Origin of the sequence: Sphingobium chungbukense, assembly GCF_001005725.1 — a bacterium.
Lineage (GTDB): Bacteria > Pseudomonadota > Alphaproteobacteria > Sphingomonadales > Sphingomonadaceae > Sphingobium > Sphingobium chungbukense.
Genome location: NZ_LBIC01000004.1, coordinates 71,150 through 93,925, shown reverse-complemented (window position 1 = coordinate 93,925; position 22,776 = coordinate 71,150). Strand labels below are relative to the sequence as shown.

The window sequence follows — 22,776 nt, the reverse complement described above, 5'->3', positions numbered from 1 at the left end:
TATGACCCGGCCATGCTGACGAAAAACATGACGCGCATCGGCGCGGCCACTGCACCGCTTCTGCTTGCCGCTCTTCTTGCCGGATGCGCCACGTCGAAGAACAAGGCCGACACCCAATATGTCGCCCGCGACGTGTCCACGCTCTACAATGCGGGCAAATACCGGCTGGATCGCGGCCAGTACAAGCTCGCCGCCGCCCTGTTCGACGAGGTGGAGCGCCAGCATCCCTATTCGCCCTGGGCGCGCCGGGCGCAGCTCATGTCCGCGTTCAGCTATTATATGAACAAGGATTATCCGGAATCGATCAGCGCGGCGCAGCGCTTCCTGTCGATCCACACCGGCAACAAGGACGCGCCCTACGCTTATTATCTGATCGCGCTCTGCTATTATGAGCAGATCGCCGACGTCACCCGCGACCAGAAGATCACGAGCCAGGCGCTGGACTCGCTGGGCGAGCTGATCCGCCGCTATCCCGACACGCGCTATGCCGCCGATGCCCGGCTGAAGCTCGACCTCGTCAACGATCACCTTGCCGGCAAGGAGATGGAGATCGGCCGTTTCTACCAGCGGCGCGGCCAGTGGCTCGCCGCCACGCTGCGCTTCCGCACCGTGATCGACAAATATCAGACGACCACGCATACGCCCGAAGCGCTGGAACGTCTGGTGGAATCCTATCTCTCCCTGGGCATCCCCGCCGAAGCGCAGAAGGCCGCCGCCGTGCTGGGCCGCAACTATCCGGGTTCGAAATGGTATGAGCGCAGCCACAAGCTCATGCGTGAACATCCCAACAAGGCGTAACCCGACCTTATTCCCCTCCCGCAAGCGGGAGGGGCTAGGGGTGGGTCGCGAGCGAAGCGAGTGTTCCGCCCTTGCGTTGAAATGCGCCGCTGGCGCGGCGCATCCACCCTGGAAGGGCAAAGGAAGTCGCGCGCCTTGCTGACCAATCTCTCCATCCGCAACGTCGTGCTGATCGAGGCGCTGGACCTGGATTTCGGGTCCGGCCTCGGCGTGCTGACCGGCGAGACGGGGGCGGGCAAGTCGATCCTGCTCGATTCGCTGGGCCTCGCGCTGGGCGCCCGCGCCGACAGCGGGCTTGTCCGCACGGGGGAGGCGCAGGCCAGCGTCACCGCCACGTTCGAGGCACCCCGCACCGATCACCGCGCAACCGACCTGCTGGCCGACAATGGCATCGACCTGGAACCGGGCGAGCCGCTCATCATCCGCCGCACGGTCAAGGCCGATGGCGGCAGCCGCGCCTTCGTCAACGACCAGGCCTGCTCGGCGGCCTTGCTACGCGATCTTGGCAGCGCCTTGGTTGAAATCCATGGCCAGCATGACGATCGCGGCCTGCTCAACCCGCGCGGCCATCGCGCCCTGCTGGATGCCTATGGCCGCTGCGACACGGGCGCGGTCGCCCATGCCTATCACGCCTGGCGCGCCGCCGCCGACCGTCTCGCGGAAAGCCGCGCCGCCGTCGAAAGCGCCGCCCGCGACCGCGACTATCTGACCCATGCGGTGGAAGAACTCACCCGCTTCGGCCCCGAACCGGGCGAGGAAGCGACGCTGGCCGAAGAACGCGCCACCATGCAGAAGGGCGCGCGCCTCTCCGACGACCTGTCCGCCGTCACCGAATGCTTCACCGGCTCCGACGGCGGCCTCGCCCAATTGCGCCAGGCCGCCCGCCGCCTCGACCGCATGGTCAGCGAATATGAACCGCTGGCCGAAGTCCTCGCCGCCCTCGACCGCGCCGTCATCGAAGCGAGCGAAGCCGAGGACCGCCTCAACGAAGCCGCCGAAGCGCTGAGCTTCGATCCCGCCCGGCTCGACGCCATAGAGACCCGCCTGTTCGATCTGCGCGGCCTCGCCCGCAAGCATCAGGTGCAACCCGACGGCCTCGCCGCCCTGCGCGACGAGATGGCCGCGAAACTGGCCGCCATCGAAGGTGGAGAGGAACATCTCGCCGCCCTCGAAACCGAGGTGAAGGGCAGGGCCGCCGCCTATCGCACCGCCGCCCAGGCCCTCTCCGCCGAACGCCAAATGGCGGCCGGAAAGCTCGACGCCGCCGTCGCCGCCGAACTCGCCCCGCTGAAGCTGGACGCCGCCCGCTTCCGCACCGTGGTCGCGCCGCAGGAGGAGGGGCAATGGGGCGCCCACGGCATGGACCGGGTGGAATTCGAAATCTCCACCAACCCCGGCGCGCCCTTCGCCCCGCTGGTCAAGATCGCCAGCGGCGGCGAACTGTCCCGCTTCATCCTCGCGCTCAAGGTCGCGCTGGCGGAACGGGGCGGCGCGGACACGCTGATCTTCGACGAGATCGATCGCGGGGTAGGGGGCGCCGTCGCGTCCGCCATCGGGGAGCGCCTGTCCCGCCTGTCGCAAACCAACCAGATCCTCGTCGTCACGCACAGCCCGCAAGTGGCCGCAAGAGGCGCAGGCCACATGCTGATCGCCAAATCTAGCGACGGCACCGTCACCCGCACTGGCGTCCACGCGCTCAGCGACGGCGAACGCCGCGAAGAAATCGCCCGCATGCTCTCCGGCGCCGAAATCACGGCGGAGGCCCGCGCCCAGGCCGAACGCCTGCTGGAAAAGCTATAAAGCGGCCACCAGCCAAAGCCGGATATTTGCGCCCCCCCGTCACCCCGGACTTGATCCGGGGGTTCCGCTTTTCTTCTTTCATCTACGACTGCAAGCGACCACTTGTTGCCGTTAGATTTGTGGGCTTCCCAATCCAACAGCCGACTATCAGCTAATAATGCGCCGCCGCAATTTGCGCACGATTGAAACCGCCAAAGTGGCCGGTAAACCGCCGATAAGGCAGCCTATTGCGACCCAAAATACGAGCATGACAAGCATGATGGTGAACATGCCGAAATGCTCCCAAGTCGATATTCTCCAGGGCTGCATGAAGATCACGCCTAACCCATAGGAGAGTAGAAACGGCGAGCGGAAGCCGAGTCTTCGCTTCGAAATGAAGGCTGCACCAACAATCCAGACGGCAGCGATTACCGCTGCGACTGGGATCAGGAGGAAGCCCGATAAATCCATCAGAGAATGGTAACGTCAGTTTCTGGCTGTTACCAGCCGATAACCTGACAGTCCGCCACCCACCCATGCCCACCCTAACGCCCCGCCTCCCACAACCTCCCCGAATATCCGCTACCCGCCGCCAAGGCCCCGCGCTAAAGACAGCCGCATGACCGACCCCGCGTCCATGACCGAAGCCGAAGCCGCCAACCGCCTGATGCGGCTGGCGCGCGAGATTGCGCGCCACAACCGCCTCTACCACGACCAGGACGAGCCGGAGATCGCGGACGCGGACTATGACGCGCTGGTCCGCGAGAATAACGCGCTGGAAGCCGCCTTCCCGCACCTCATCCGCAGCGACTCCCCCAACGCCCAGGTCGGCGCCGCGCCCACCTCCGCGCTCAGGAAGGTCCAGCACGCCGTCCGCATGATGAGCCTCGACAACGGTTTTGCGGATGAGGACATTGCCGAATTCGTCGCCCGCGTCCGCCGCTTCCTCGCGCTCCCCGAAGACGCGCCTGTCGCCCTCACCGCCGAGCCGAAGATCGACGGCCTGTCCTGCTCGCTCCGCTATGAGAAGGGTGAACTGGTCCTCGCCGCCACACGCGGCGATGGCACGACGGGAGAGGACGTCACCGCCAATGTCCGCACCATCCCCGACATCCCGCAACGCCTGACCGGCGACGCCATCCCCGACCTGTTCGAGGTCCGGGGCGAAGTCTATATGGCCAAGGCCGATTTCGTCGCCCTCAACGAACGGCTGCTGGCCGAAGCCGACGATCCGGAGAAGGCGCGCCAGTTCGCCAACCCCCGCAACGCCGCCGCCGGTTCGCTGCGCCAGAAGGACGCCGCCGTCACCGCCAGCCGCCCCTTGCGCTTCCTCGCCCATGGCTGGGGCGAAGTCAGTGCCGTCCCCGCGCAAACCCAGCTCGGCGTCATGCAGGCGATCGCAAGCTGGGGCCTGCCCGTCTCCGACCGCCTCACCTGCGTCGACACGCTGGAATCGCTGATCGCCCACTACCGCGCCATCGAAGCCGCCCGCGCCGACCTGCCCTTCGACATTGACGGGGTGGTGTACAAGGTCGACCGGCTCGACTGGCAGCAGCGCCTCGGCTTCGTCGCCAAGGCGCCGCGCTGGGCGATCGCCCATAAATTCCCCGCCGAGCGTGCCCAGACGACATTGGAAGCCATCGACATCCAGGTCGGCCGCACCGGCAAGCTGACCCCGGTCGGCCGCCTCACGCCCGTCACTGTGGGCGGCGTCGTCGTCTCCAACGTCACGCTCCACAATGCCGACGAGATCGCCCGCCTCGCCGTCCGCCCTGGCGACCGCATCGTCGTGCAGCGCGCGGGCGACGTCATCCCGCAGGTGGTCGACAACCTCACCCGCGATGAGCCGCGCGCCCCCTTCGCTTTCCCCGACCACTGCCCCGTCTGCCATTCGGAGGCGGTGCGCGAAGAGGGCGAGGTCGACATCAGATGCACCGGCGGCCTCATCTGTGCCGCGCAACGCTTCGAACGGCTGCGCCATTTCGTCAGCCGCGCCGCGCTCGACATAGAGGGGCTGGGCGAAAAGAGCATCGAGGAATTCCTCGATCTCGGCTGGATCACCGAACCCGCCGACATCTTCCGCCTGCGGTCCCATCGCACCGACCTGCTGGGCCGGGAGGGCTGGAAGGAGAAATCGGTCGACAACCTCCTCGCCGCGATCGAGGCCAAGCGCCGGCCCGATGCCGCGCGCCTGCTCTTCGGCCTGGGTATCCGCCACATCGGCGCCGTGACCGCCCGCGACCTGCTCAAGCGCTACACGACGCTGCCGGGCATCCATGCGCTGGCCCAGCAGGTCATCGCCCTGCGCGAAGCCACGGTCCCGGCCGAAGGGGAGGAGGAAAGCCGCTTCCGCAACCGGCTCGACAAGGCGATTGCCGAACATATCGGCGTGGAGAATGTCGGTTCGGCGGTCGGCCATGCGCTGGCGGACTTCTTCCACGAACCGCATAATGTCGAAGTCTGGAACGACCTTCTAAGCGAAGTCTCGCCGCCGGACTATGTGGTCGAAACCACCGCCAGCGCCGTCACTGGAAAGACCGTCGTGTTCACCGGCAAGCTGGAAACGATGAGCCGCGACGAGGCGAAGGCCCAGGCCGAACGCCTGGGTGCCAAGGCCGCCGGATCGGTCAGCGCCAAGACCGACCTGGTGGTGGCCGGTCCCGGCGCCGGTTCGAAACTGAAACAGGCGGCCGCGCTCGGCATCGATGTCATAGACGAGGCCGCCTGGGCCGAGATCGTCAAGGCGGCGGGGTAGGGGCACCCCGCCGACCAGGGCTTTTAGGCCGTCCCTTCCAGCTTGTCCTGGGTCTGCGTTTCGAAATCGCTGGCGTCATGGCGCTCGTGCAGCTGCTCTTCCAGCGGCCCGTTGGCCTTGTTGACCATCCGCCCGCGCTTCACCGCCGGGCGCGCATCGATCTGCTCGGCCCAGCGCACCACATTCCTGTAGCTCCGGGCATCGAGGAATTCCGCGGCGTCATAGGCGCGACCCAACGCCACGCCGCCATACCAGGGCCAGATCGCCATGTCCGCGATCGTATATTCGTCGCCCGCGATATATTCGTGCTCGGCCAGTTGCCGGTCCAGCACGTCGAGCTGCCGCTTCACCTCCATGGCATAGCGGTTGATCGGATATTCCCACTTCTCCGGCGCATAGGCGAAGAAATGACCGAAGCCGCCACCCAGCAGCGGCGCCGAACCCATTTGCCAGAACAGCCAGTTGAGCGTTTCCGTCCGCTTGGCCGCGTCGGTCGGCAGGAAGGCGCCGAATTTCTCGGCCAGATAAACCAGGATGGAACCGGATTCGAACACCCGGCGCGGCGGCGAGACGCCATGGTCCATCAGCGCGGGAATCTTGCTGTTGGGATTGACGGAAACGAAGCCGCTGCCGAACTGGTCGCCATCGCCGATGCGGATCAGCCAGGCATCATATTCCGCGTCCTTCCCCGCCGCCAGCAACTCCTCCAGCAGGATCGTCACCTTCTGCCCATTGGGGGTGGCGAGCGAATAGAGTTGCAGGGGGTGCTTGCCGACCGGCAGGTCCTTGTCATGGGTGGGACCGGCGATAGGCCGGTTGATATTGGCGAACGCACCGCCATTTTCCTTGTCCCAGGTCCAGACGCGGGGCGGGGTATAGCTGTTGTTATCAGTCATTCGGGCGATCCCTTGATAGGCTGCGAACGAGGCGACGGGTGGCGGGGGCGCCCATCGGCCAGCGCTAGGTAGGGATTGCGTCCGCCCGGCACAAACCCGCCCGATCAAAAAAAAGGGCGGCCCAAGGGAGGCCGCCCTTTTTCCTTCCTTTCCCCTGGTCGAGGATCAGAACTTGAAGTTCGCCCCGACGCGGTACGTCCGGCCGATCAGGCCCGGCAAGTGCCAGGAGGCCAGATAGTTGGGCTGCGACGTATAGAGCGTGTTCGCATAGAGCGGTGCCCCGGCATTGGTGAAGTTGCCGATGAAGCCGAAGAAGCTGAAATTCTCGTTCACCTCCACCGTCGCGTTCAGATCGGCATAGACGAAGGTCTTGATCTTGCAGAACGAGTTGCCGCCAGAGCCATCCTTGTAGATCGTCGCCGCGCACGAGGTGTCCAGATTGCCCTGGTCCGTCGCAACGCCCTTCATGCTGCCCACATAATAGGTCGTCGCGGTCAGCGAGACCTTGCCGACGGTCAGCGTGTTCTGCCAGTTGCCGCGCCACTTCGGCGTGCCGCCGCCTGACGAGAGATCCGCCGGGCCGACCGTGCCGACGAAGCGCTGCACCTTACCGTCGTCTAGGTGGCGATTGAACTTCAGCGTGGCCTGCAGGTCCAGACGGCTCTGGAACTGCACGTTGTCGCTGATATCGAACTGGGCATTGGCCCCGAACTGCAAGCCCGTCGTGACATCGAAGTTCGCATTCACATAAGGCGCATTGACCACCAGCAGACGCGGCAGCGCGTTGAGCGCGAACGGATCGGCGCCGTCGATGACGTTGCACGAATAACCGGCGGCGACCGCCGCCACCGCGGCGCACCCGGCGGCCGAGGCCGCATCCGCCGAGGCGAAGGTCTGGCCCGCGACCGAGTAGTAGGCTCTGATTGCATTGCCCGTAAGCGGCCCCGTCACGATCAGATCCGTCTTCTTGACGTTGAAATAGTCGGCGGTGAAGCTGATGTTCCGGGTCGGCTCGAAGACCACGCCCAGCGTAAAGCTGCGCGACTTCTCCGGCTTGATGTCGGGATTGCCGACATAGCCTCGGCCAAGCGAGTAATTGGCGATGTACGCGGCGTTGGCAGCATGGGCCTGGCGGAACGCGACGGCGTCGGGCGAAGTGCTCGGGTTGAAACCGACGAAGCCCGAGTAGGAGCTGCGCGGATCGATCTCGGCAAAGGTCGGGGCGCGGAAGCCTTTCGAATAGGTGCCACGGAACGAGATCTGCTTGATCGGGGTGAACTTCGCGCCGAACTTGGGCGAGAAGTGGCTGAAGCCTTCCGAATAGTGATCGTAACGGCCCGACGCGTTGACTTCGAGCGAATCCAGGATCGGGGCGTCGATTTCGAAATAGCCGGCCCAGACGTCACGGTTGCCATAGGCCTGCGCCGTCGAAAGGCCCGGCACGTCGAGGTTCGGGTTGGCGCTCCGGTTGGTCAGCTTCTCCTTGCGATACTGACCGCCCACGGCGATCTGGAGGTCGCCGCCCGGCAGGGTGAACAGCTTGCGGCTGAGCGAGGCATCGACCGTGAATTCGCTCGAGTTCGAGAGCGAGGTGATCGGCGGCAGCACGGAATCGCGGACGGCCTGCGAATTCAGGCTCGGATTGACGAAGTTGTACGATCCGGTGTTGATCGCCTGTGTGAGGCCCGCAACATTGGCCCAGCCCTGCTGGATCAGCTTCAGGTCGTCGCGCGAATAGCCCGCCTCCAGATTCCACTTCCAGCTGTCGCCGAATGTGCCGTTGAGGCCGCTGGTGATGCGATACAGTTCGTTAGTGCGGACCGAACCCGCCTTCACGTCGCCGAACAGATAATAGATGCGCGCCGCGCCGGCTGCGGGGTTGTTGGCGAAGGCGGCTGCATAGGGGTTGTTCGGGTTCAGCGTGCGACCGGGCGTTGCCGGATCGGCGCAGTTGACGCCCGACGGGCAGATCCACACGGGCAGCACGATGCCGGGATTCTGCGTCGAGGTCGACGGCGAGCCGCCGAATGCCTGATTCTGCCGGATGGCACGGGGAATCAAGGTGATGTCGACCTTGTTGTGCGAATAGCTGCCCGCGACATAGCCCTCGATATCGTCGCTCAGCCGGAAGCTGAAGCGGGCAACGCCGGCATAGCGTTCCTGCTTGGGCAGGATCTGGATATATTCGCGGGTCAGGTCATGCGCGCAGGCCGTGCCGACGCGCGTCCCCGTATTTTCGGAATATGTGCCGAATGGGCAGTTCCCGAGCGGTGTCAGCGAGGTGAAGAGCGCTGGCGTCGTGGCGTTCGCCACACTGCCCGCCAGCGGATTGTTGAGGTCGGTCTGGGTCACGCGCGTGACGACCGCATTGGTTGTCGCGGTGCCCAGCGTGTCGTCGGCGCGGTTGTTGTCGACACCCCCTATGGCGCGCAGGTCCAGCGTGTTGAACGGGAAGCCGCGCGAATTGGCCGTGACCTTGCCGCCCTTCTCATATTCGCCGCCGATATAGACGTTCCAGCCCTGGCTGTCATAGTCGCCATAGCCGGCCAGCAGGCGCAGGCGGTATTTCTGGCCGTCGCCCTCTTGCGAGATGCCGGACTCGGCGCCGCCTTCAAGTCCCGTGAACTGCTTGCGGGTGATGATGTTCACCACGCCGCCGATCGCGTCGGCGCCGTAGGTCGACGATGCTCCGTCCTTCAGCACTTCGACCCGCTCGACATTGACCTGCGGGATGCTGGCGAGATCGACATAGCTATTGTGGCCGTCGTCGCTGAGCGGGAAGTTCGCGGACCGCAGGCCGTCGACCAGCACGAGCGTCGAGGAGACGCCCAGATTGCGCAGCGAAACGGCGGAGCCGCCGGCCGAAAAGCCGCTGGTGAAGCCGATGCCGATCGAGCCCGCGCCATCGGCCGACGCCTGACGGATCGCGTCGGCCATGTTGGTGACGCCCGCGCGCGTAAGCGTTTCGGAGGTGATCACGCTGACGGGTGACGGCGTTTCCGCATTCGCACGGCTCAGCAGCGACCCTGTGACGACGATGGTTGCGCCCTCGTCGGGTGCGGTCGCGGTCTGTGGTGACGACTGGGCCAAAGCGGGCGCTATCCCGGTAGCGGCAATGGCGAAGGCAGACATGGCGGCCCCGTGGCGCAGCCCGGCGAATCTCTTCTTCATAGACTTGTATGTTCCCCTGTTGCGCGCGTGCCGGTCTTCGTGTCGGTCATCGCGCGACCCCTGCGATAGGCCATATGGACTATGGCTGGGGCGGAGGGTGCCTTTCTGTTTTATGTCCGTAAAGCAATATTCTCCGTCTGCTTTGAGCCGCTTGTCGCATTTTCCGCACGTTGAAGTATATCTGCAACAGTTTCCGGCGTTTGGCGGGACGGTTCCGGGCCAAGGGCGCCGTCTCCAACTCTTGATCTGACGAGATCGCGACCGGGGGCCAGACCGGGCTGGGGAAAATTTCGGCATAAAAATTCCATGGTCCCCTTGACCCTCGGTCCGGCCGATCCATATGAAACGGCGCTGGCACTCCCTGATAAGGAGTGCTAACAGGCACGGGTTCATAGGGAGAAGGATCCGGAGTCGTCGTCCATGGCGGTTCCACCTTATCCCATTCAAACGTCGTAAAGAGGGAAAGGCACACAACATGGCATTTCGTCCGTTGCATGACCGCGTTCTCGTCCGCCGCGTGGAAGCGGAAGAGAAGACTGCCGGCGGCATCATCATCCCCGACACCGCCAAGGAAAAGCCGCAGGAAGGCGAGATCGTCGCTGTTGGCACCGGCTCCAAGTCGGAAGACGGCAAGGTCACCCCGCTGGACGTCAAGGCCGGCGACCGCATCCTGTTCGGCAAGTGGTCGGGCACCGAGGTCAAGGTCGACGGTGAAGACCTGCTGATCATGAAGGAATCGGACATTCTGGGCGTCGTCGCGTAAAGCGGCGAACCCGAAGGTCATTCCTGTTTTCCGCGATTTTCCGACACCAGCAACGGTGTGAACTTCGCAAGATTTGCAATTCTCAAAGAGAGGTAGAAGATCATGGCAGCGAAGGACGTAAAGTTTTCGCGTGACGCTCGTGAGCGCATCCTGCGCGGCGTCGACATCCTGGCCGACGCGGTCAAGGTGACCCTGGGCCCCAAGGGCCGCAACGTCGTCATCGACAAGAGCTTCGGCGCCCCCCGCATCACCAAGGACGGCGTCAGCGTCGCCAAGGAAATCGAACTGAAGGACAAGTTCGAGAATATGGGCGCGCAGATGGTCCGCGAAGTCGCTTCGAAGACCAACGACATCGCCGGTGACGGCACCACCACCGCCACTGTCCTGGCCCAGGCGATCGTGCGCGAAGGCATGAAGTCGGTCGCCGCCGGCATGAACCCGATGGACCTGAAGCGCGGCATCGATCTCGCCGTCGCCAAGGTCGTCGAAGACGTCAAGGCTCGTTCCAAGCCCGTCGCCGGTTCGCAGGAAGTCGCCCAGGTCGGCATCATCTCCGCCAATGGTGACGTGGAAGTCGGCCAGAAGATCGCGGAAGCGATGGAGAAGGTCGGCAAGGAAGGCGTCATCACCGTGGAAGAGGCCAAGGGTCTCGACTTCGAACTGGACGTCGTGGAAGGCATGCAGTTCGACCGCGGCTACCTGTCGCCCTACTTCATCACCAACCCGGAAAAGATGGCTGTCGAGCTGGCTGATCCGTACATCCTGATCCACGAGAAGAAGCTCTCGAACCTGCAGTCGATCCTGCCGATCCTCGAAGCCGTGGTTCAGTCGGGCCGTCCGCTGCTCATCATCGCGGAAGACATTGAAGGCGAAGCGCTGGCGACCCTGGTCGTCAACAAGCTGCGCGGTGGCCTGAAGGTCGCTGCGGTCAAGGCTCCGGGCTTCGGTGACCGCCGCAAGGCCATGCTGGAAGACATCGCCGTCCTGACCAAGGGCGAAGTGATCTCCGAAGACCTCGGCATCAAGCTTGAGAACGTCACGCTCGGCATGCTCGGCACCGCCAAGCGCGTCACCATCGACAAGGACAACACCACCATCGTCGATGGCGCCGGTGATGGCGAAGCGATCAAGGGCCGCACCGAGCAGATCCGCGCTCAGATCGAGACCACCACGTCCGACTATGACCGCGAAAAGCTCCAGGAGCGTCTGGCGAAGCTGGCTGGCGGCGTGGCCGTCATCAAGGTCGGCGGTGCGACCGAAGTCGAAGTCAAGGAGCGCAAGGACCGCGTCGACGACGCGCTGCACGCAACCCGCGCAGCCGTTGAAGAAGGCATCGTCCCCGGTGGCGGCACGGCCCTGCTGTACGCGACCAAGGCTCTGGATGGCCTGAAGGGCGCGAACGACGACCAGACCCGCGGCATCGACATCATCCGCAAGGCCATCGAAGCGCCGCTGCGCCAGATCGCCCAGAATGCGGGCGTCGACGGCGCCGTCGTCGCCGGCAACCTGCTGCGCGAAAATGACGAGACCAAGGGCTTCAACGCCGCGACCGACACCTATGAGAACCTGGTTTCGGCCGGCGTGATCGACCCGACCAAGGTCGTGCGCGCTGCTCTGCAGGACGCGGCTTCGGTCGCCGGCCTGCTGATCACCACCGAAGCCACCATCGCCGAACTGCCCGCCGACGACAAGGCGCCGATGGGCATGCCCGGCGGCGGCATGGGCGGCATGGGCGGCATGGACTTCTAAGTCCACCTCCTTCGCCTGCAAGCGAACCGAGAAGGCCGGTGGAGCGATCCGCCGGCCTTTTTCGCGCCCTCGATTTCCCTGTCCTACAGCGCCGCGGCTGGGCTAAGCGGAACAGGCCCGTGGAATCCTTGACCGCAATCGGCAAAGCGCAGGACATGGCGCTTTTTGTCGGCCCTGTCCCATCCAGTTCGTGATCCGGTTTCGATCGCCCCATTCGTTGACGCTCCCCCCCGCGAAGCGTAGATTGCGAGCATGGCTCCGCTTCGGCCGCTGGCGGAAAGGATGTCCCTATGACTCGCATTGCATTGCCGAAATACCGGGCACGGCGATTGGCCCTGATCGCCATGGCGCTTTCCCTGGGCAGTGCATTTCCCGCATTCGCCCAATATGCCATCCTTCCCGAGGGCATGGCGATCCCGCTCCAGACGCGCGAGGACATCTCCTCCAAATCGGCCCGGACCGGGGATGAGGTGGAACTGGCGGTAGCCAAGCCGGTGACGATCGGCGGGGTCGTCGTCCTTCCCGCCGGAACATCTGCGGTGGGGGAAGTCACGCGAGCGAGGGATAACGGCCTGCTCGGCCGTTCCGGCAAGCTCGACATCCGGGTCGACCGGCTGAAGGTCGGGCAGCTCGACATTCCCGTGCGCGGCCAGCGCAATGCCAAGGGCAAATCAGGCACATTGGGATCGGTGGGGGCGGGGATCGTCTTTCTGCCGCTTGCCATATTGGTGCGGGGCAAGGATGTGAAGTTGCCCGCCGGAACGGTTTTCGACGTCTATGTCGATCAGGAGGTTCATATCCCCACGACGACGCCTGCGATCATGCCCGAAGCCGCGCCGCCGGCGCAAAGCCCGGCCAGCCCGATCCGCTCCGTCGATCCCAATGAGGCCCTGACGCAATGAGGCCAGGCTGAAGCCGCCTATCGGGCCGCGATCACCATCATGTGCATCTGCGCTCGCACCTCGAAGCCCAGCGTGCGGTACAGCGCCACCGTCGCTTCATGCGCGGCATAGGCGTGGAGGAAGGGCGTCTCACCCCGCTCCAGCATGGCGCGGCCGACCAATTGCATCAGACCCTTGGCATAGCCCCGTCCACGATGTTCCGGATGGGTGCACACGCCGCTGATTTCGGCAAAGCCGGGGATGCGCATCCGCTCTCCCGCCATGGCGACCAGCTTGCCCTGCTCCCTGATCCCGATGAAACGGCCCAGCCGATGGGTGAGGGGCAGGAACGGCCCGGGTTTGGTCATCAGCGCCAGGTCGCGCATCTCGGCCGCATCCTCCTCTCCCAGCAACACGCTATCGATGGTAGGCGTGCGTCCCACCATCCCTTCCGCCACCATCTGCACCAGCATGGCTTCGCGTACAATCCGCGTGCCGGGCGGCGCAACGATCGGGTCCGGCTCGACGATCCAGGCTTCGTCATTCCCCGCTATTAATGCGGCGAGCGCTGTCTGCGCCTCGGCCCTGTCATCGGCAGCCGCTGCGAAGGGGGCGTAGCGCGGATCGGTCCGCAGGGCGCGCGCATCCCCCTGGGCCAGCGTTGACCAGCCGCTGTTGAGGGCGTTCCAGACCGGGCGATGGAGCGGATGAAGCGTCATGACGACCGCATTTTCCGCCGTTGGGCCGGGAAAGCAAGATTTCCTGTCCGTCATGGCGAAGAGAGGCGGACAATTTGACCAAATTCGTAACAGATGCGTCATTATGGAGCGCTTTGCGAAGCGCGAATTTACCAAATGGAAATCATGTTTCGCCAATGGTGCTGATGACGTGTCACGCCTTGTTCGAAACCTGATCGCCGCCATGCGAGCGCGCTTTGCGCAAGACACTCAGCACAGCGCTGAAGTGCAGGCGAATCTTGTCAAAGCCCTCTATGCGTCCCCGGCATCGCTGATGAGCGGCGCGCTGGCCGGCGGCGGCGCCAGTCTGGTCGTCGCCTATAAGGCCCAACTGGCTCAAATCACAGTGGTTTCAGTCCTGATCTGCATGGTCGGGATCAGCCGTTCGATCGCTTCGCTCTATTTCCACCGCGAACTGGCGCACCAGGATCGGCCGGCCAAGCCGATCTGGGGTTTCGCCTATGAACTGGGCGCCTGGGGCTATGCGGCGCTGCTGGGGGTCCTGGCCTTCGTCACCCTGACGCTGACCAACATGTTGACCCTGCATGTTTTGAGCGTGGGCATCGTTGCCGCTTATGCCGGCGGTATTTCGGGCCGTAATGCGGGGCGAATCCATGTTGCCGTGGGCCAGACCTGCTTCTCGATGTTGCCGACCTCCTTCGGGCTGCTGCTGGTCGGCGGGCTGCCCTATACGACCCTCGGGATCATGTGCTTCCTCATGATCTTCGCCATGGCGGACATCACCCGCACCACCCATCATATCGTTCTCGACGCCTTTCAGGGCAAATATGAAAAATCGCAACTGGCGGTGAAATTCGAACGGCTGGCGCGGTTCGACAGCCTGACCGGCGTGGAAAACCGCATGGCGATGCACATGCGGCTGCGCGACTGGTTCGATTCCCGGCAATCCGAAGACGATTTGATGGCGGTCATGTGGATGGACCTGGACCGCTTCAAGGAAGTCAACGATTCGCTGGGTCATATCATCGGCGACCAGCTGCTCCGCCTGGTGGCCGAGCGGCTTTCGCATGCGTTGAACCGGCGCGGCCATGTCGCGCGTTTCGGCGGTGACGAATTCATCCTCATCTGCCCGGGCGCGGATCGTGCAATGGCGGAGGAGATAGCGTCCGACCTGCTGGCCGAATTCGTGTCCGACTTCGAAGTCGAAAATTACCATCTGAACATCACGGCATCGATGGGCATCTCCATCGCGCCGGAGGATGGCCGCGACAGCGACGAATTGCTGCAACATGCCGACATGGCGCTGTATCGCGCCAAGCATGAAGGGCGCAATCGCCATGCCCATTTCAACTGGAAGATGAAGGAACGGCAGAACCGCACCTACGAACTGGAAATGGGCCTGCGCACCGCCATCGCCAATGGCGAGCTGATGCTGCATTACCAGCCGATATTCGATGCCGCCACGGATCGCATCGCCATTTGCGAAGCCCTGATGCGCTGGGAACATCCGGTGCTCGGCCGGATTTCGCCGGCCGAATTCATCCCGATCGCGGAAAGCTGCTCGCTGATCGAGCCGATGACGCTATGGGCGCTGGAACAGGCCTGCCGCGACGCCATGACCTGGGACGAACATATCCGCGTGGCCGTCAACATCTCGCCCGCTCTGATCCGGGGCGACAATCTACCGCGCGGCGTCATGGCCGCGCTCCTGCAATCCGGGTTGAAGCCGCGCCGCCTGGAACTGGAGGTGACGGAATCGATCTTCCTGGAGGATGACGGTCGGACCCACATGATCCTCAACGAATTGCGCAGGACCGGCCTGCGGCTGGCACTGGACGATTTCGGCACGGGCTATTCGTCGCTGGGCTATCTGCGACACAATATCTTCGACACGATCAAGGTCGACCAGAGCTTCATGCGCGGCGTCGGCGAAAATTCCCGCGACCGGGCCATCGCCCAGTCGGTGGCCTATCTGGCCCGGCAACTGGACGTCGAAACCGTGGCGGAGGGGATCGAGACCGAAGAACAGCTACGCTATGCCCGCGAAACGGGCTTCACCAATGTCCAGGGTTTCGTCCTGTGCAAGCCGATACCCGCCGATCAGCTGCTGCAACGGATGCGGGGCACGACGGTCAATGAAGTCCCGACGCTGGAAGGTCGCCGGCGAGCCTGATCCTATTTGGTCAGCCGGGTCTGCGCGGAAGCGAGGCGCCGCATCATCCGCAGATCCTTGAGATCGATCTGGAGGGCGCATTCGGCCCAGTTTTCAACAATGTCCTTGAGTTCCGCATAATCGAGCGGATCGACCCGCCGTCCGGCCTCGAACACGCCGACATGGCCGGCATGATGGGCCCGGTTCGCGGCGATATAATCATGTACCGCCTGCTCGCCTTCGCCATCCTCCACCAACATATGGACGATGCCCATGTCGTACATCGCTTCGGCGGTATAGACCTTACCGGAAAGAATCATGCGCTCGGCCATCAGCCGGCCCAGCTTGCGCGCCAGGATCGAATAGGCGCCCATGCCGGGAAACAAGCCGAACAGCATTTCCGGCAACCCGAAACGCGCGCTGCGTTCCGCGATCACGACGTCGAAGCAGAGCAGGGCTTCGAAGCCGCCACCCAATGCGTCGCCCTGCGCCAGCGCGACGGACACGACCGGCAGGTCGCCGTTGCGCCACGTCCGATGCACGACGTCGATGCAGGCATGACCATATTTGACCAGGCTGGGCAGATCGCGCTGTTCGATGCAGGCCGCGAACAGCTCCAAATCGCCGCCAAGATTGAAGACGCCCGGAAAGCGCGATCCGGCGATCATATATTTGACGGGCAGCAATTCGGCCTCGAACAGCCTTTTGGTTTCCGAATACCAGGTCCGAACGTCGCGCAGCATCTGCATGCTGAAGTTGGGACGATTCGCGGGAGTCATGAACGCCCACAGCGATTGCTCGTCCGCATTCCAACTCACATCGATCTGGCCCAGATCGAACATCGTCGACTGGCCGGTATGGGGCGCGGAAGTGAAGCTTTCCGTAGCGGTAACGAGCGCTTCATGCTCGCCCGCCGACAGAGGTGTCGAGGACAGATCGTCCATAGGCTCGTGCCTCGAATTAAATCGTCCGGAATCAATCATCTGCGCCCCCAACCTTTTCTTGGGATTGAGGTGGACAATCTTACATCCTCTGCGCAACCATCCCATAGGGTGTTGGCGGGCATAAACCATTTTTATTACGCACTGTTGCCCATAAGCCTCTGAAAAACCCTATATGCCATGGTTAACGTTGTATTAATGCAACATTTCGGCGTTAAGAAATCGGGCGAGGATCAGCGACAGGCCTTTGTTAACCTTTATTAATTAGGAAATGGGGCATGAAAACGCCCCGAAACGACATGCAGGTTGTGACCCTGCTGCTGCACGATATGCAGGGTGAGTCCTGGCGGCTGAGCCTGTCGGCCGATTGCCTTTGCTTCATCGGCAATTACCGCCGGGTAGAGGGGTTCGATATCGATGCGATCGTCGCATTTGACGGGTTGCGCAAGGACGGTTGAGGCGGTGCGCGCGGGCGGCCTTGTCTGAGGCGCCGTTCGCTCCTACAGCGCGCGCTGTGACAAATTCCCGCTTTTCCTTTTCCATAGCCGCCACCGATGGCAAGGCCCGCGCCGGCACGATCCGGATGCGCCGGGGCGACATCCGAACGCCCGCCTTCATGCCGGTCGGCACCGCCGCCACCGTCAAGGCGATGCGCCCTGCCGAGGTGCGCGCGACCGGGGCGGACATCATCCTGGGCAATACCTATCATCTGATGCTGCGTCCCGGCGCCGAGCGCATGGCGCGGCTGGGCGGCCTGCACGGCTTCATGGGCTGGGACCGGCCGATCCTGACCGACAGCGGCGGTTATCAGGTGATGAGCCTCAGCGCGCTCACGAGGATGAGCGAGGAGGGGGTCGCCTTCTCCAGTCATATCGACGGGTCGAAGCATATGCTGACGCCGGAGCGTTCGATGGAAATCCAGCGTTTGCTGGACAGCGATATCGTCATGGCCTTCGACGAGTGCACCAAAAATGGCTGCACCCATGACGAAGCGGCGAAGTCGATGGAGCGCTCCATGCGCTGGGCCAGGCGTTCACGCGAAGGCTTTGACGCGGGCGGGGAGCATGCGGAGCGCGCCGCCCTGTTCGGCATCCAGCAGGGATCGCTTGACGAAGGACTGCGGCGGATTTCGGCGGAAAAGCTGATCGATATCGGCTTTGATGGCTATGCCGTCGGTGGTCTTGCCGTGGGCGAGGGGCAGGAGGCGATGTTCGCCACGCTCGACTTTGCACCCGGCATGTTGCCGGTGGACAAACCGCGCTACCTGATGGGCGTGGGCAAGCCGGACGATATCGTCGGCGCGGTCGAACGCGGGATCGACATGTTCGACTGCGTGCTGCCCACGCGTAGTGGACGCAATGGACAGGCCTTTACCTGGGCGGGGCCGCTCAACATCCGCAATGCGCGCTTCGCCGAAGATATGGGGCCGCTCGATCCGCGCTGCGGCTGCCCGGTCTGCGCGACCTGGAGCCGCGCCTATCTGCACCATCTGGTCAAGGCGGGAGAGATGCTGGGCGCGATGCTGATGACCCAGCATAATATCCATTTCTACCAGGCGTTGATGCAGGCAATCCGCGACAGCATTGCAGAAGGCCGGTTTGCCGGCTTCGCCGCCGATTTCAGGCGGGATTATCAGCGCGCCTGACGCTCAGCCGGAGAAAACAGGCCGGAAAATCAGGGAAGCACCGTGATGGCGATGGCATAATCCCCGGCCTCCGAATCATGCTCCAGCGGCGCGCGCAGTTGCCGGGAAAGCCCGGTCAGCACCCGGCCATAGCGGTCCTCGAGCCGCTCGCTCATCTCCTGCGATGCGCGCAGGGCGGGGGAGGCGATGCGCAGAACGGCTCGATCCTCACGATCGTCCTCCAACTGCACGGAGATGTGCATCGTCGCGCGCGGATTGGATAGCATGGCCAGTTCCACCAGTTCCGTCAGCAGGAAGGCGACCGGCACCGCCACATCCTGACTGATATGCAGATTGTCGCTGTCGATCTGAATGCCGAAGCGGCGCGCTTCGGCTGGCGCGGTGGCGCGCAGGCTGGCGGACAGTTCGCTGATCAGTGAACGCACGCCCACGCCGCGATGCTCCTCCAGTTCCGCATAATGGTTGCGATGGACGACGGAAAGCGCGTCGACCCGCCGCTGGATCGTCGCATAGGCCTCGACCGCTTCGGCATCATGGGCCGACCGCGCGTGCAGGTTGATGAGGCTGGCGATGATCTGGAGGTTGTTCTTGACCCGGTGATGGACTTCCCGCGTGAGTTTGCGCTGGGTTTCCAGGCTTTCGGCCATCTCTGCTTCGTGCGTGGCGACATCCTCGCTGATCTCGCGGAAGGTGTCGCCCAAAGCGACGATTTCCTGCGCCGGGGTTCGGATGCGGCGCATCGGTTCCAGGACTTCGCCGGGGTGGTAGGTGGCCACCGACCGGCGCAGCAGCACCAGTGGCCGGATGAGCAGCCGGTTGACGACGAACCAGCCGATCGCCGCCGCCGCGAACCACATGACGAGCGGCAGGAATAGCGAGAGCATCCGCACCAGCGTCACCGGCGGGTCGCGCATCGTCATGGTCAGGATCATGTCGGACGGATCGAGCCGGGCGGAAAGGGTGGTGCTGCGGCTTTGAGGCAGGCTGGACGGCTGGGTGATGACCAGGCTGTCCCGGCCCTGACGCAGGCTGATCTGGCGGTTGGGCAGGGCGCCCGCAGGGCTGGTGATCGCCTCCAGATAGGCGCGCGGATAATAAGCGAGCGCAACGACGGTACCGTCGCGGCTCTGCACCGGATTGACGAGAAACTGGCTGCGCGGCAGCAAGTGCATCGCCCGGACGGAAAAGCGGCGCTCCGGCGCCAGCCCGTCCGGCTCGGGCTGCGGCGATCCGCACAGGCGCCGCCCGCCTCGGTCGTAGATATAATAGCGTCCGCCCCCGCGATCATGTGAAGCCAGGAAGATCGAGAGACGCGCACACATCGCGCGATCAGGCCCGGAGACCGCGAAACTGTTGGCCGTCAGCATCAGCGCAGTGCGGTCCGATGTGAGATCGGCGGACAATTTCCGCGCGCTTTGGGTGACCGCGACCCGCAGCAGCGCTTCCTTTTCCAGATCGGTCGTGCGGATTGCCTGAAGCGATGCGACCAGCGCGATCAGCCCCAGGGGCAACAGTGCCAACGTCAGGATCAGGAACATCTTGACGCCGGTGGACTGCGGCACCGCGTTCAATCTGTGCAGGAAGGAGGGTGCGGCCGCGGTCGGGCCGTCCTGCGCCGCTGGCGGCTCAAGGCTAGCGAGCATGGACCTGGTGCTGAATGGGCAGGGCCGGTTTTGGGATCGCGCGGGGCCGCTGGCAAGGGAAATCGACGCTGCACATCGCAATCCGCGCCATAGCGCCTTTCGCCTTTTTCAACGGGCCGATGATAGAAGGAGGTCAGTCCAGTTTGCTGAGGAGGTCCAGCATTTCGGCAGGAATATCTTCCTCGACTGTGCGTTGATAGACGGAACGCAGCGCATTGCCAACCTGGCCGTCATTCTTGGCCCCCGATACCCGCTTCTTGCGGGCCGCGCTGCTCTTCACGCCAGAACCCGGAGTGTTGGCGCTGACATCTTTCTTGTCCCCTCCCGTCACATCCCGTTCCGTCGTTGAAGCAACCAAAACACGCCCCTCTGCAGCCAATATCACCATGCCCGCCTGCTCTTCTTGCGGCTTTCCCCCATGACGTCAATTCAGCGTCGGGGGTATGAAAACAGAAAATTCCAAAGAAATTCGAAAAAACCGAACGCCAGTGAAACAAATTCTGTGCTTGATGGTTCCCTTGTCCGAAGCATTTTTTGCCCTGCCGGCCATTCGGCAAGGGAAATCGGACGGCGCGATCGCGTCATGGTTGGGGCCATGGCCGGGATGCACGCCTGATTTCAACAGGGGGAAAAGGGGGCTTGCCACATCGGCATCGTCCATCCATTTTCCTTCGTCGGCGAATGTTTCGAAACAGAATGTGTTGGAACAACGGCGCCCAACGGGCTGGGAGAATTTTTACAGATGTCGCTTGGTCAGCAACTTCACCCCCATCTTCCTTTTCTGCGTCGTTATGCCCGTGCGCTGACAGGCAGTCAGGCGCATGGTGATGCCTATGTCCGCGCGACGCTGGAAGCGATCGTCGCGGCGCCGGACGAATTTCCCAGCACGGTCGATCCCCGCCTGGGCCTCTACAAGACTTTTCATGCCATCTGGTCATCCTCCCATCTGGAAGACGGACCGCTGCTTTCGGGTGCCGACGGTCAGGAGGCGATTGCCCAGGCACGACTCGCCCGGCTGACGCCCTTGCCCCGCCAGGCGCTGCTGCTGACGGCGCTGGAGGGCTTCACGGTCGACGATGTCGGCTATCTGATCGGTCTCGACAGCGACGATGTCGAGGAACTTGTGAAGGAAGCGTTGAGCGAGATCGAGGCGCAGACCCGCGCCAAGGTGCTGATCATCGAAGATGAGCCGATCATCGCCATGGATATAGAGACGATCGTCCGCGACCTGGGCCATGAAGTCACCGCGATCGCCGTCACGCGCGAGGATGCGGTACGCGAAGCGATGGCGGAGCGACCCGGCCTGGTGCTCGCCGATATCCAACTGGCCGACGATTCCAGCGGCATCGATGCGGTGAAGGACATATTGGCGGAATTTTCCGTGCCGGTGATTTTCATCACCGCCTTCCCGGAACGCCTGCTGACCGGCGAACGGCCGGAACCCACATTCCTCATCACCAAGCCGTTCCAGCGTTCCACCGTGAAAGCCGCCATTTCCCAGGCGTTGTTCTTCGACGAAGCGACCGCGCCAGTCTGAGCGGCTGATTATCCTGGAAAATTGGGGCGAAAACGGAACCCCGACCCGGGGCCCGCGTTATTGATGCGTAACGATCGGGAGAAGCTCATGGTCGAGCAGGAGCAGCATATCGCCACCGAAAAAGCCCGGGCGGGTTCCACGCCGCATGTCGTGCGTTATGTGTTGGGTATTTCCCTCACACTCGCCATTATCGTGATGATCGTGATAGTGTGGGGCTATTAGAGAGCGCCTCGGTAATTTGGCCCCCGGGCAGAGTAAGGTTAGGATGCGGACGCGGATATGGCTTTGACGACTTCGGTTCATGCAGCGAGGGCGACAGCCAATGAGGGGGTTGTGTCCATGACCGATAGCGCAGGTCCGGATGGCGAGCGCGAGGCCCTGTCGGATACTGATTTCAAGCATGAACTGGCGGCCGTCATTCCGCATCTGCGTGCCTTTGGCCGATCGCTGTCGGGCAATCGCGATGTGGCCGATGACCTGGTGCAGGAAACGCTGTTGAAGGCATGGGCGGCCCGGTCCCGTTTTCAGGCGGGCACCAACATGCGGGCCTGGACCTTCATCATCCTGCGCAACCATTATCTCTCGCAGATGCGCCGTTCGCGGTTCCGGGGGGATTGGGACGATCTGGCTGCGGACCGCCTGCTGGCAGCACCGGCCGGGCAAGACAAGCATGTCGAACTGTCCGACATGCAGCGCGCCCTGCTGCAATTGCCCCAGCCGCAGCGCGAGGCGCTGATCCTGGTCGGTGCGGGCGGTTTCGCCTATGAGGAAGCGGCCGAAATCTGCGGCGTGGCGGTGGGCACGATCAAGAGCCGCGTGGCGCGTGGCCGGGCGGCGCTGGAGCAGATTCTGGAAAATGGCGAACTGCCATCGCGTCGAAGCCAGGATAGCAGCGACGTCGCGGTGCTGGACGAGATCATGGATGATGTCGACCGGCTGAGCCGCGGCCGCGAAGCGAAGGAAGATACTGACCCTGATCGGGAATAATCTATGTTAAGGTTTCGCCTTCCATGTTGGTCGCTACGACGGGAGAAGGAGAATGGCCGAGGATCGGAGAAACGAGTCCTCCACGCCCTTCGACAATTTGAATGAATCGACCCGGCCGACGGGCCGGTCGCGCGGCAGCTTGGTCATCTTCATTCTGGTGGCATTGGCATTGATCCTGGCGGTTGGTTTCTTTTACGCCACCAAGGGCAATCATGATCGTGGGGCCGATGCCTTGATCGACGCCGCCGATGCGCCTGACAGTGCGGCCCGCGTGGTCGGAAATGCGGCGAAAAATGCTGCCGACAGGCTCCAGAACCACGAGTGAGGCTGAACGACCGGGGCGCATTGCGCGTCTGCGGGGGAAGGCGGCCCGGCCCGGCG

At 63.5% G+C, this 22,776-nt stretch carries 21 protein-coding genes; 13 read left to right on the top strand and 8 right to left on the bottom strand.

Annotation, left to right across the window (positions count from 1 at the left end; genetic code table 11):
* Positions 1-12 precede the first annotated feature (12 nt).
* Entirely contained in the window at positions 13-798 is a 786-nt protein-coding gene (locus YP76_RS09685) for an outer membrane protein assembly factor BamD (protein WP_046763671.1), read from the top strand.
* Between the two features lie 135 nt (positions 799-933).
* Positions 934-2,598 (top strand): DNA repair protein RecN, encoded by a 1,665-nt coding sequence (gene recN, locus YP76_RS09680; protein WP_046763670.1) that lies wholly within the window; start codon positions 934-936, stop codon positions 2,596-2,598.
* 147 nt (positions 2,599-2,745) lie between these two features.
* Here recN and YP76_RS09675 read toward each other — a convergent pair whose 3' ends face one another.
* Complete coding sequence (locus YP76_RS09675) at positions 2,746-3,048, bottom strand: hypothetical protein (RefSeq protein ID WP_046763406.1); 303 nt, start codon at positions 3,046-3,048, stop codon at positions 2,746-2,748.
* A 148-nt stretch (positions 3,049-3,196) separates the two neighbouring features.
* Here YP76_RS09675 and ligA point away from each other — a divergent pair, with 148 nt between their 5' ends.
* A complete protein-coding gene (gene ligA / locus YP76_RS09670) occupies positions 3,197-5,332 on the top strand; it encodes an NAD-dependent DNA ligase LigA (protein ID WP_046763405.1) in 2,136 nt (711 codons plus the stop codon).
* A gap of 23 nt (positions 5,333-5,355) precedes the next feature.
* Here the strand turns inward: ligA and yghU are convergent, their stop codons facing one another.
* Positions 5,356-6,228 carry a glutathione-dependent disulfide-bond oxidoreductase gene (gene yghU, locus YP76_RS09665; RefSeq protein ID WP_046763404.1) on the bottom strand — a complete coding sequence of 291 codons (873 nt, stop codon included), beginning with the start codon at positions 6,226-6,228 and terminating at the stop codon, positions 5,356-5,358.
* Positions 6,229-6,393: 165 nt separating this feature from the next.
* Positions 6,394-9,399, bottom strand: a complete 3,006-nt coding sequence (locus YP76_RS09660) for a TonB-dependent receptor plug domain-containing protein (protein ID WP_046763403.1) — start codon at positions 9,397-9,399, stop codon at positions 6,394-6,396.
* Positions 9,400-9,874: 475 nt separating this feature from the next.
* Here YP76_RS09660 and groES point away from each other — a divergent pair, with 475 nt between their 5' ends.
* The 3 genes from groES (at position 9,875) to YP76_RS09645 (ending at position 12,813) form a co-directional block, all read left to right on the top strand.
* On the top strand, positions 9,875-10,162 hold the full coding sequence (gene groES / locus YP76_RS09655) for a co-chaperone GroES (protein WP_025549259.1): 288 nt from the start codon (positions 9,875-9,877) through the stop codon (positions 10,160-10,162).
* Between the two features lie 102 nt (positions 10,163-10,264).
* Entirely contained in the window at positions 10,265-11,911 is a 1,647-nt protein-coding gene (gene groL / locus YP76_RS09650; RefSeq protein WP_046763402.1) for a chaperonin GroEL, read from the top strand.
* Positions 11,912-12,201: 290 nt separating this feature from the next.
* Complete coding sequence (locus YP76_RS09645; protein ID WP_046763401.1) at positions 12,202-12,813, top strand: hypothetical protein; 612 nt, start codon at positions 12,202-12,204, stop codon at positions 12,811-12,813.
* A gap of 17 nt (positions 12,814-12,830) precedes the next feature.
* Here the strand turns inward: YP76_RS09645 and YP76_RS09640 are convergent, their stop codons facing one another.
* A complete protein-coding gene (locus YP76_RS09640) occupies positions 12,831-13,511 on the bottom strand; it encodes a GNAT family N-acetyltransferase (protein WP_046763400.1) in 681 nt (226 codons plus the stop codon).
* 169 nt (positions 13,512-13,680) lie between these two features.
* Here YP76_RS09640 and YP76_RS09635 point away from each other — a divergent pair, with 169 nt between their 5' ends.
* Positions 13,681-15,663 carry a putative bifunctional diguanylate cyclase/phosphodiesterase gene (locus YP76_RS09635; protein WP_046763669.1) on the top strand — a complete coding sequence of 661 codons (1,983 nt, stop codon included), beginning with the start codon at positions 13,681-13,683 and terminating at the stop codon, positions 15,661-15,663.
* Positions 15,664-15,665: 2 nt separating this feature from the next.
* Here the strand turns inward: YP76_RS09635 and YP76_RS09630 are convergent, their stop codons facing one another.
* A complete protein-coding gene (locus YP76_RS09630; protein WP_408640433.1) occupies positions 15,666-16,586 on the bottom strand; it encodes a crotonase/enoyl-CoA hydratase family protein in 921 nt (306 codons plus the stop codon).
* 275 nt (positions 16,587-16,861) lie between these two features.
* Here YP76_RS09630 and YP76_RS09625 point away from each other — a divergent pair, with 275 nt between their 5' ends.
* On the top strand, positions 16,862-17,041 hold the full coding sequence (locus tag YP76_RS09625; protein WP_046763398.1) for a hypothetical protein: 180 nt from the start codon (positions 16,862-16,864) through the stop codon (positions 17,039-17,041).
* Positions 17,042-17,097: 56 nt separating this feature from the next.
* Entirely contained in the window at positions 17,098-18,228 is a 1,131-nt protein-coding gene (gene tgt, locus YP76_RS09620) for a tRNA guanosine(34) transglycosylase Tgt (RefSeq protein ID WP_046763397.1), read from the top strand.
* 29 nt (positions 18,229-18,257) lie between these two features.
* On the opposite strand, the gene YP76_RS09615 is transcribed toward tgt, so the two are convergent.
* The 3 genes from YP76_RS09615 to YP76_RS27720 form a co-directional block, all read right to left on the bottom strand.
* The gene (locus tag YP76_RS09615; RefSeq protein ID WP_046763668.1) at positions 18,258-19,766 is read right to left on the bottom strand and encodes a sensor histidine kinase; all 1,509 of its coding nucleotides are present in this window, start codon (positions 19,764-19,766) and stop codon (positions 18,258-18,260) included.
* A gap of 238 nt (positions 19,767-20,004) precedes the next feature.
* Complete coding sequence (locus YP76_RS09610) at positions 20,005-20,259, bottom strand: NepR family anti-sigma factor (RefSeq protein WP_046763396.1); 255 nt, start codon at positions 20,257-20,259, stop codon at positions 20,005-20,007.
* A gap of 36 nt (positions 20,260-20,295) precedes the next feature.
* Positions 20,296-20,532 carry a hypothetical protein gene (locus YP76_RS27720; RefSeq protein ID WP_157035730.1) on the bottom strand — a complete coding sequence of 79 codons (237 nt, stop codon included), beginning with the start codon at positions 20,530-20,532 and terminating at the stop codon, positions 20,296-20,298.
* Positions 20,533-20,613: 81 nt separating this feature from the next.
* Here YP76_RS27720 and YP76_RS09605 point away from each other — a divergent pair, with 81 nt between their 5' ends.
* The 4 genes from YP76_RS09605 to YP76_RS09590 all read left to right on the top strand — a co-directional run bounded on the left by YP76_RS09605 (position 20,614) and on the right by YP76_RS09590 (position 22,720).
* Positions 20,614-21,408 (top strand): response regulator, encoded by a 795-nt coding sequence (locus tag YP76_RS09605; protein ID WP_046763395.1) that lies wholly within the window; start codon positions 20,614-20,616, stop codon positions 21,406-21,408.
* 87 nt (positions 21,409-21,495) lie between these two features.
* Positions 21,496-21,630 (top strand): hypothetical protein, encoded by a 135-nt coding sequence (locus YP76_RS29060; RefSeq protein ID WP_046763394.1) that lies wholly within the window; start codon positions 21,496-21,498, stop codon positions 21,628-21,630.
* 117 nt (positions 21,631-21,747) lie between these two features.
* Positions 21,748-22,395 (top strand): sigma-70 family RNA polymerase sigma factor, encoded by a 648-nt coding sequence (locus YP76_RS09595; protein ID WP_046763393.1) that lies wholly within the window; start codon positions 21,748-21,750, stop codon positions 22,393-22,395.
* A 52-nt stretch (positions 22,396-22,447) separates the two neighbouring features.
* A complete protein-coding gene (locus YP76_RS09590; RefSeq protein ID WP_046763392.1) occupies positions 22,448-22,720 on the top strand; it encodes a hypothetical protein in 273 nt (90 codons plus the stop codon).
* The last annotated feature ends 56 nt before the right edge of the window (positions 22,721-22,776 follow it).

Excerpts from the sequence above, each read along its gene's own strand:
- groL (WP_046763402.1), top strand. The coding sequence starts at position 10,265 with ATGGCAGCGAAGGACGTAAAGTTTTCGCGTGACGCTCGTGAGCGCATC.
- YP76_RS09640 (WP_046763400.1), bottom strand. The coding sequence starts at position 13,511 with ATGACGCTTCATCCGCTCCATCGCCCGGTCTGGAACGCCCTCAACAGC.
- YP76_RS09660 (WP_046763403.1), bottom strand. The coding sequence starts at position 9,399 with ATGAAGAAGAGATTCGCCGGGCTGCGCCACGGGGCCGCCATGTCTGCC.
- YP76_RS09605 (WP_046763395.1), top strand. The coding sequence starts at position 20,614 with ATGTCGCTTGGTCAGCAACTTCACCCCCATCTTCCTTTTCTGCGTCGT.
- YP76_RS09590 (WP_046763392.1), top strand. The coding sequence starts at position 22,448 with ATGGCCGAGGATCGGAGAAACGAGTCCTCCACGCCCTTCGACAATTTG.
- yghU (WP_046763404.1), bottom strand. The coding sequence starts at position 6,228 with ATGACTGATAACAACAGCTATACCCCGCCCCGCGTCTGGACCTGGGAC.
- YP76_RS09685 (WP_046763671.1), top strand. The coding sequence starts at position 13 with ATGCTGACGAAAAACATGACGCGCATCGGCGCGGCCACTGCACCGCTT.
- ligA (WP_046763405.1), top strand. The coding sequence starts at position 3,197 with ATGACCGACCCCGCGTCCATGACCGAAGCCGAAGCCGCCAACCGCCTG.
- YP76_RS09630 (WP_408640433.1), bottom strand. The coding sequence starts at position 16,586 with ATGGACGATCTGTCCTCGACACCTCTGTCGGCGGGCGAGCATGAAGCG.
- YP76_RS27720 (WP_157035730.1), bottom strand. The coding sequence starts at position 20,532 with ATGGACGATGCCGATGTGGCAAGCCCCCTTTTCCCCCTGTTGAAATCA.
- YP76_RS09610 (WP_046763396.1), bottom strand. The coding sequence starts at position 20,259 with ATGGTGATATTGGCTGCAGAGGGGCGTGTTTTGGTTGCTTCAACGACG.
- YP76_RS09595 (WP_046763393.1), top strand. The coding sequence starts at position 21,748 with ATGACCGATAGCGCAGGTCCGGATGGCGAGCGCGAGGCCCTGTCGGAT.
- YP76_RS09615 (WP_046763668.1), bottom strand. The coding sequence starts at position 19,766 with ATGTTCCTGATCCTGACGTTGGCACTGTTGCCCCTGGGGCTGATCGCG.
- YP76_RS29060 (WP_046763394.1), top strand. The coding sequence starts at position 21,496 with ATGGTCGAGCAGGAGCAGCATATCGCCACCGAAAAAGCCCGGGCGGGT.
- YP76_RS09625 (WP_046763398.1), top strand. The coding sequence starts at position 16,862 with ATGAAAACGCCCCGAAACGACATGCAGGTTGTGACCCTGCTGCTGCAC.
- YP76_RS09675 (WP_046763406.1), bottom strand. The coding sequence starts at position 3,048 with ATGGATTTATCGGGCTTCCTCCTGATCCCAGTCGCAGCGGTAATCGCT.
- YP76_RS09645 (WP_046763401.1), top strand. The coding sequence starts at position 12,202 with ATGACTCGCATTGCATTGCCGAAATACCGGGCACGGCGATTGGCCCTG.
- groES (WP_025549259.1), top strand. The coding sequence starts at position 9,875 with ATGGCATTTCGTCCGTTGCATGACCGCGTTCTCGTCCGCCGCGTGGAA.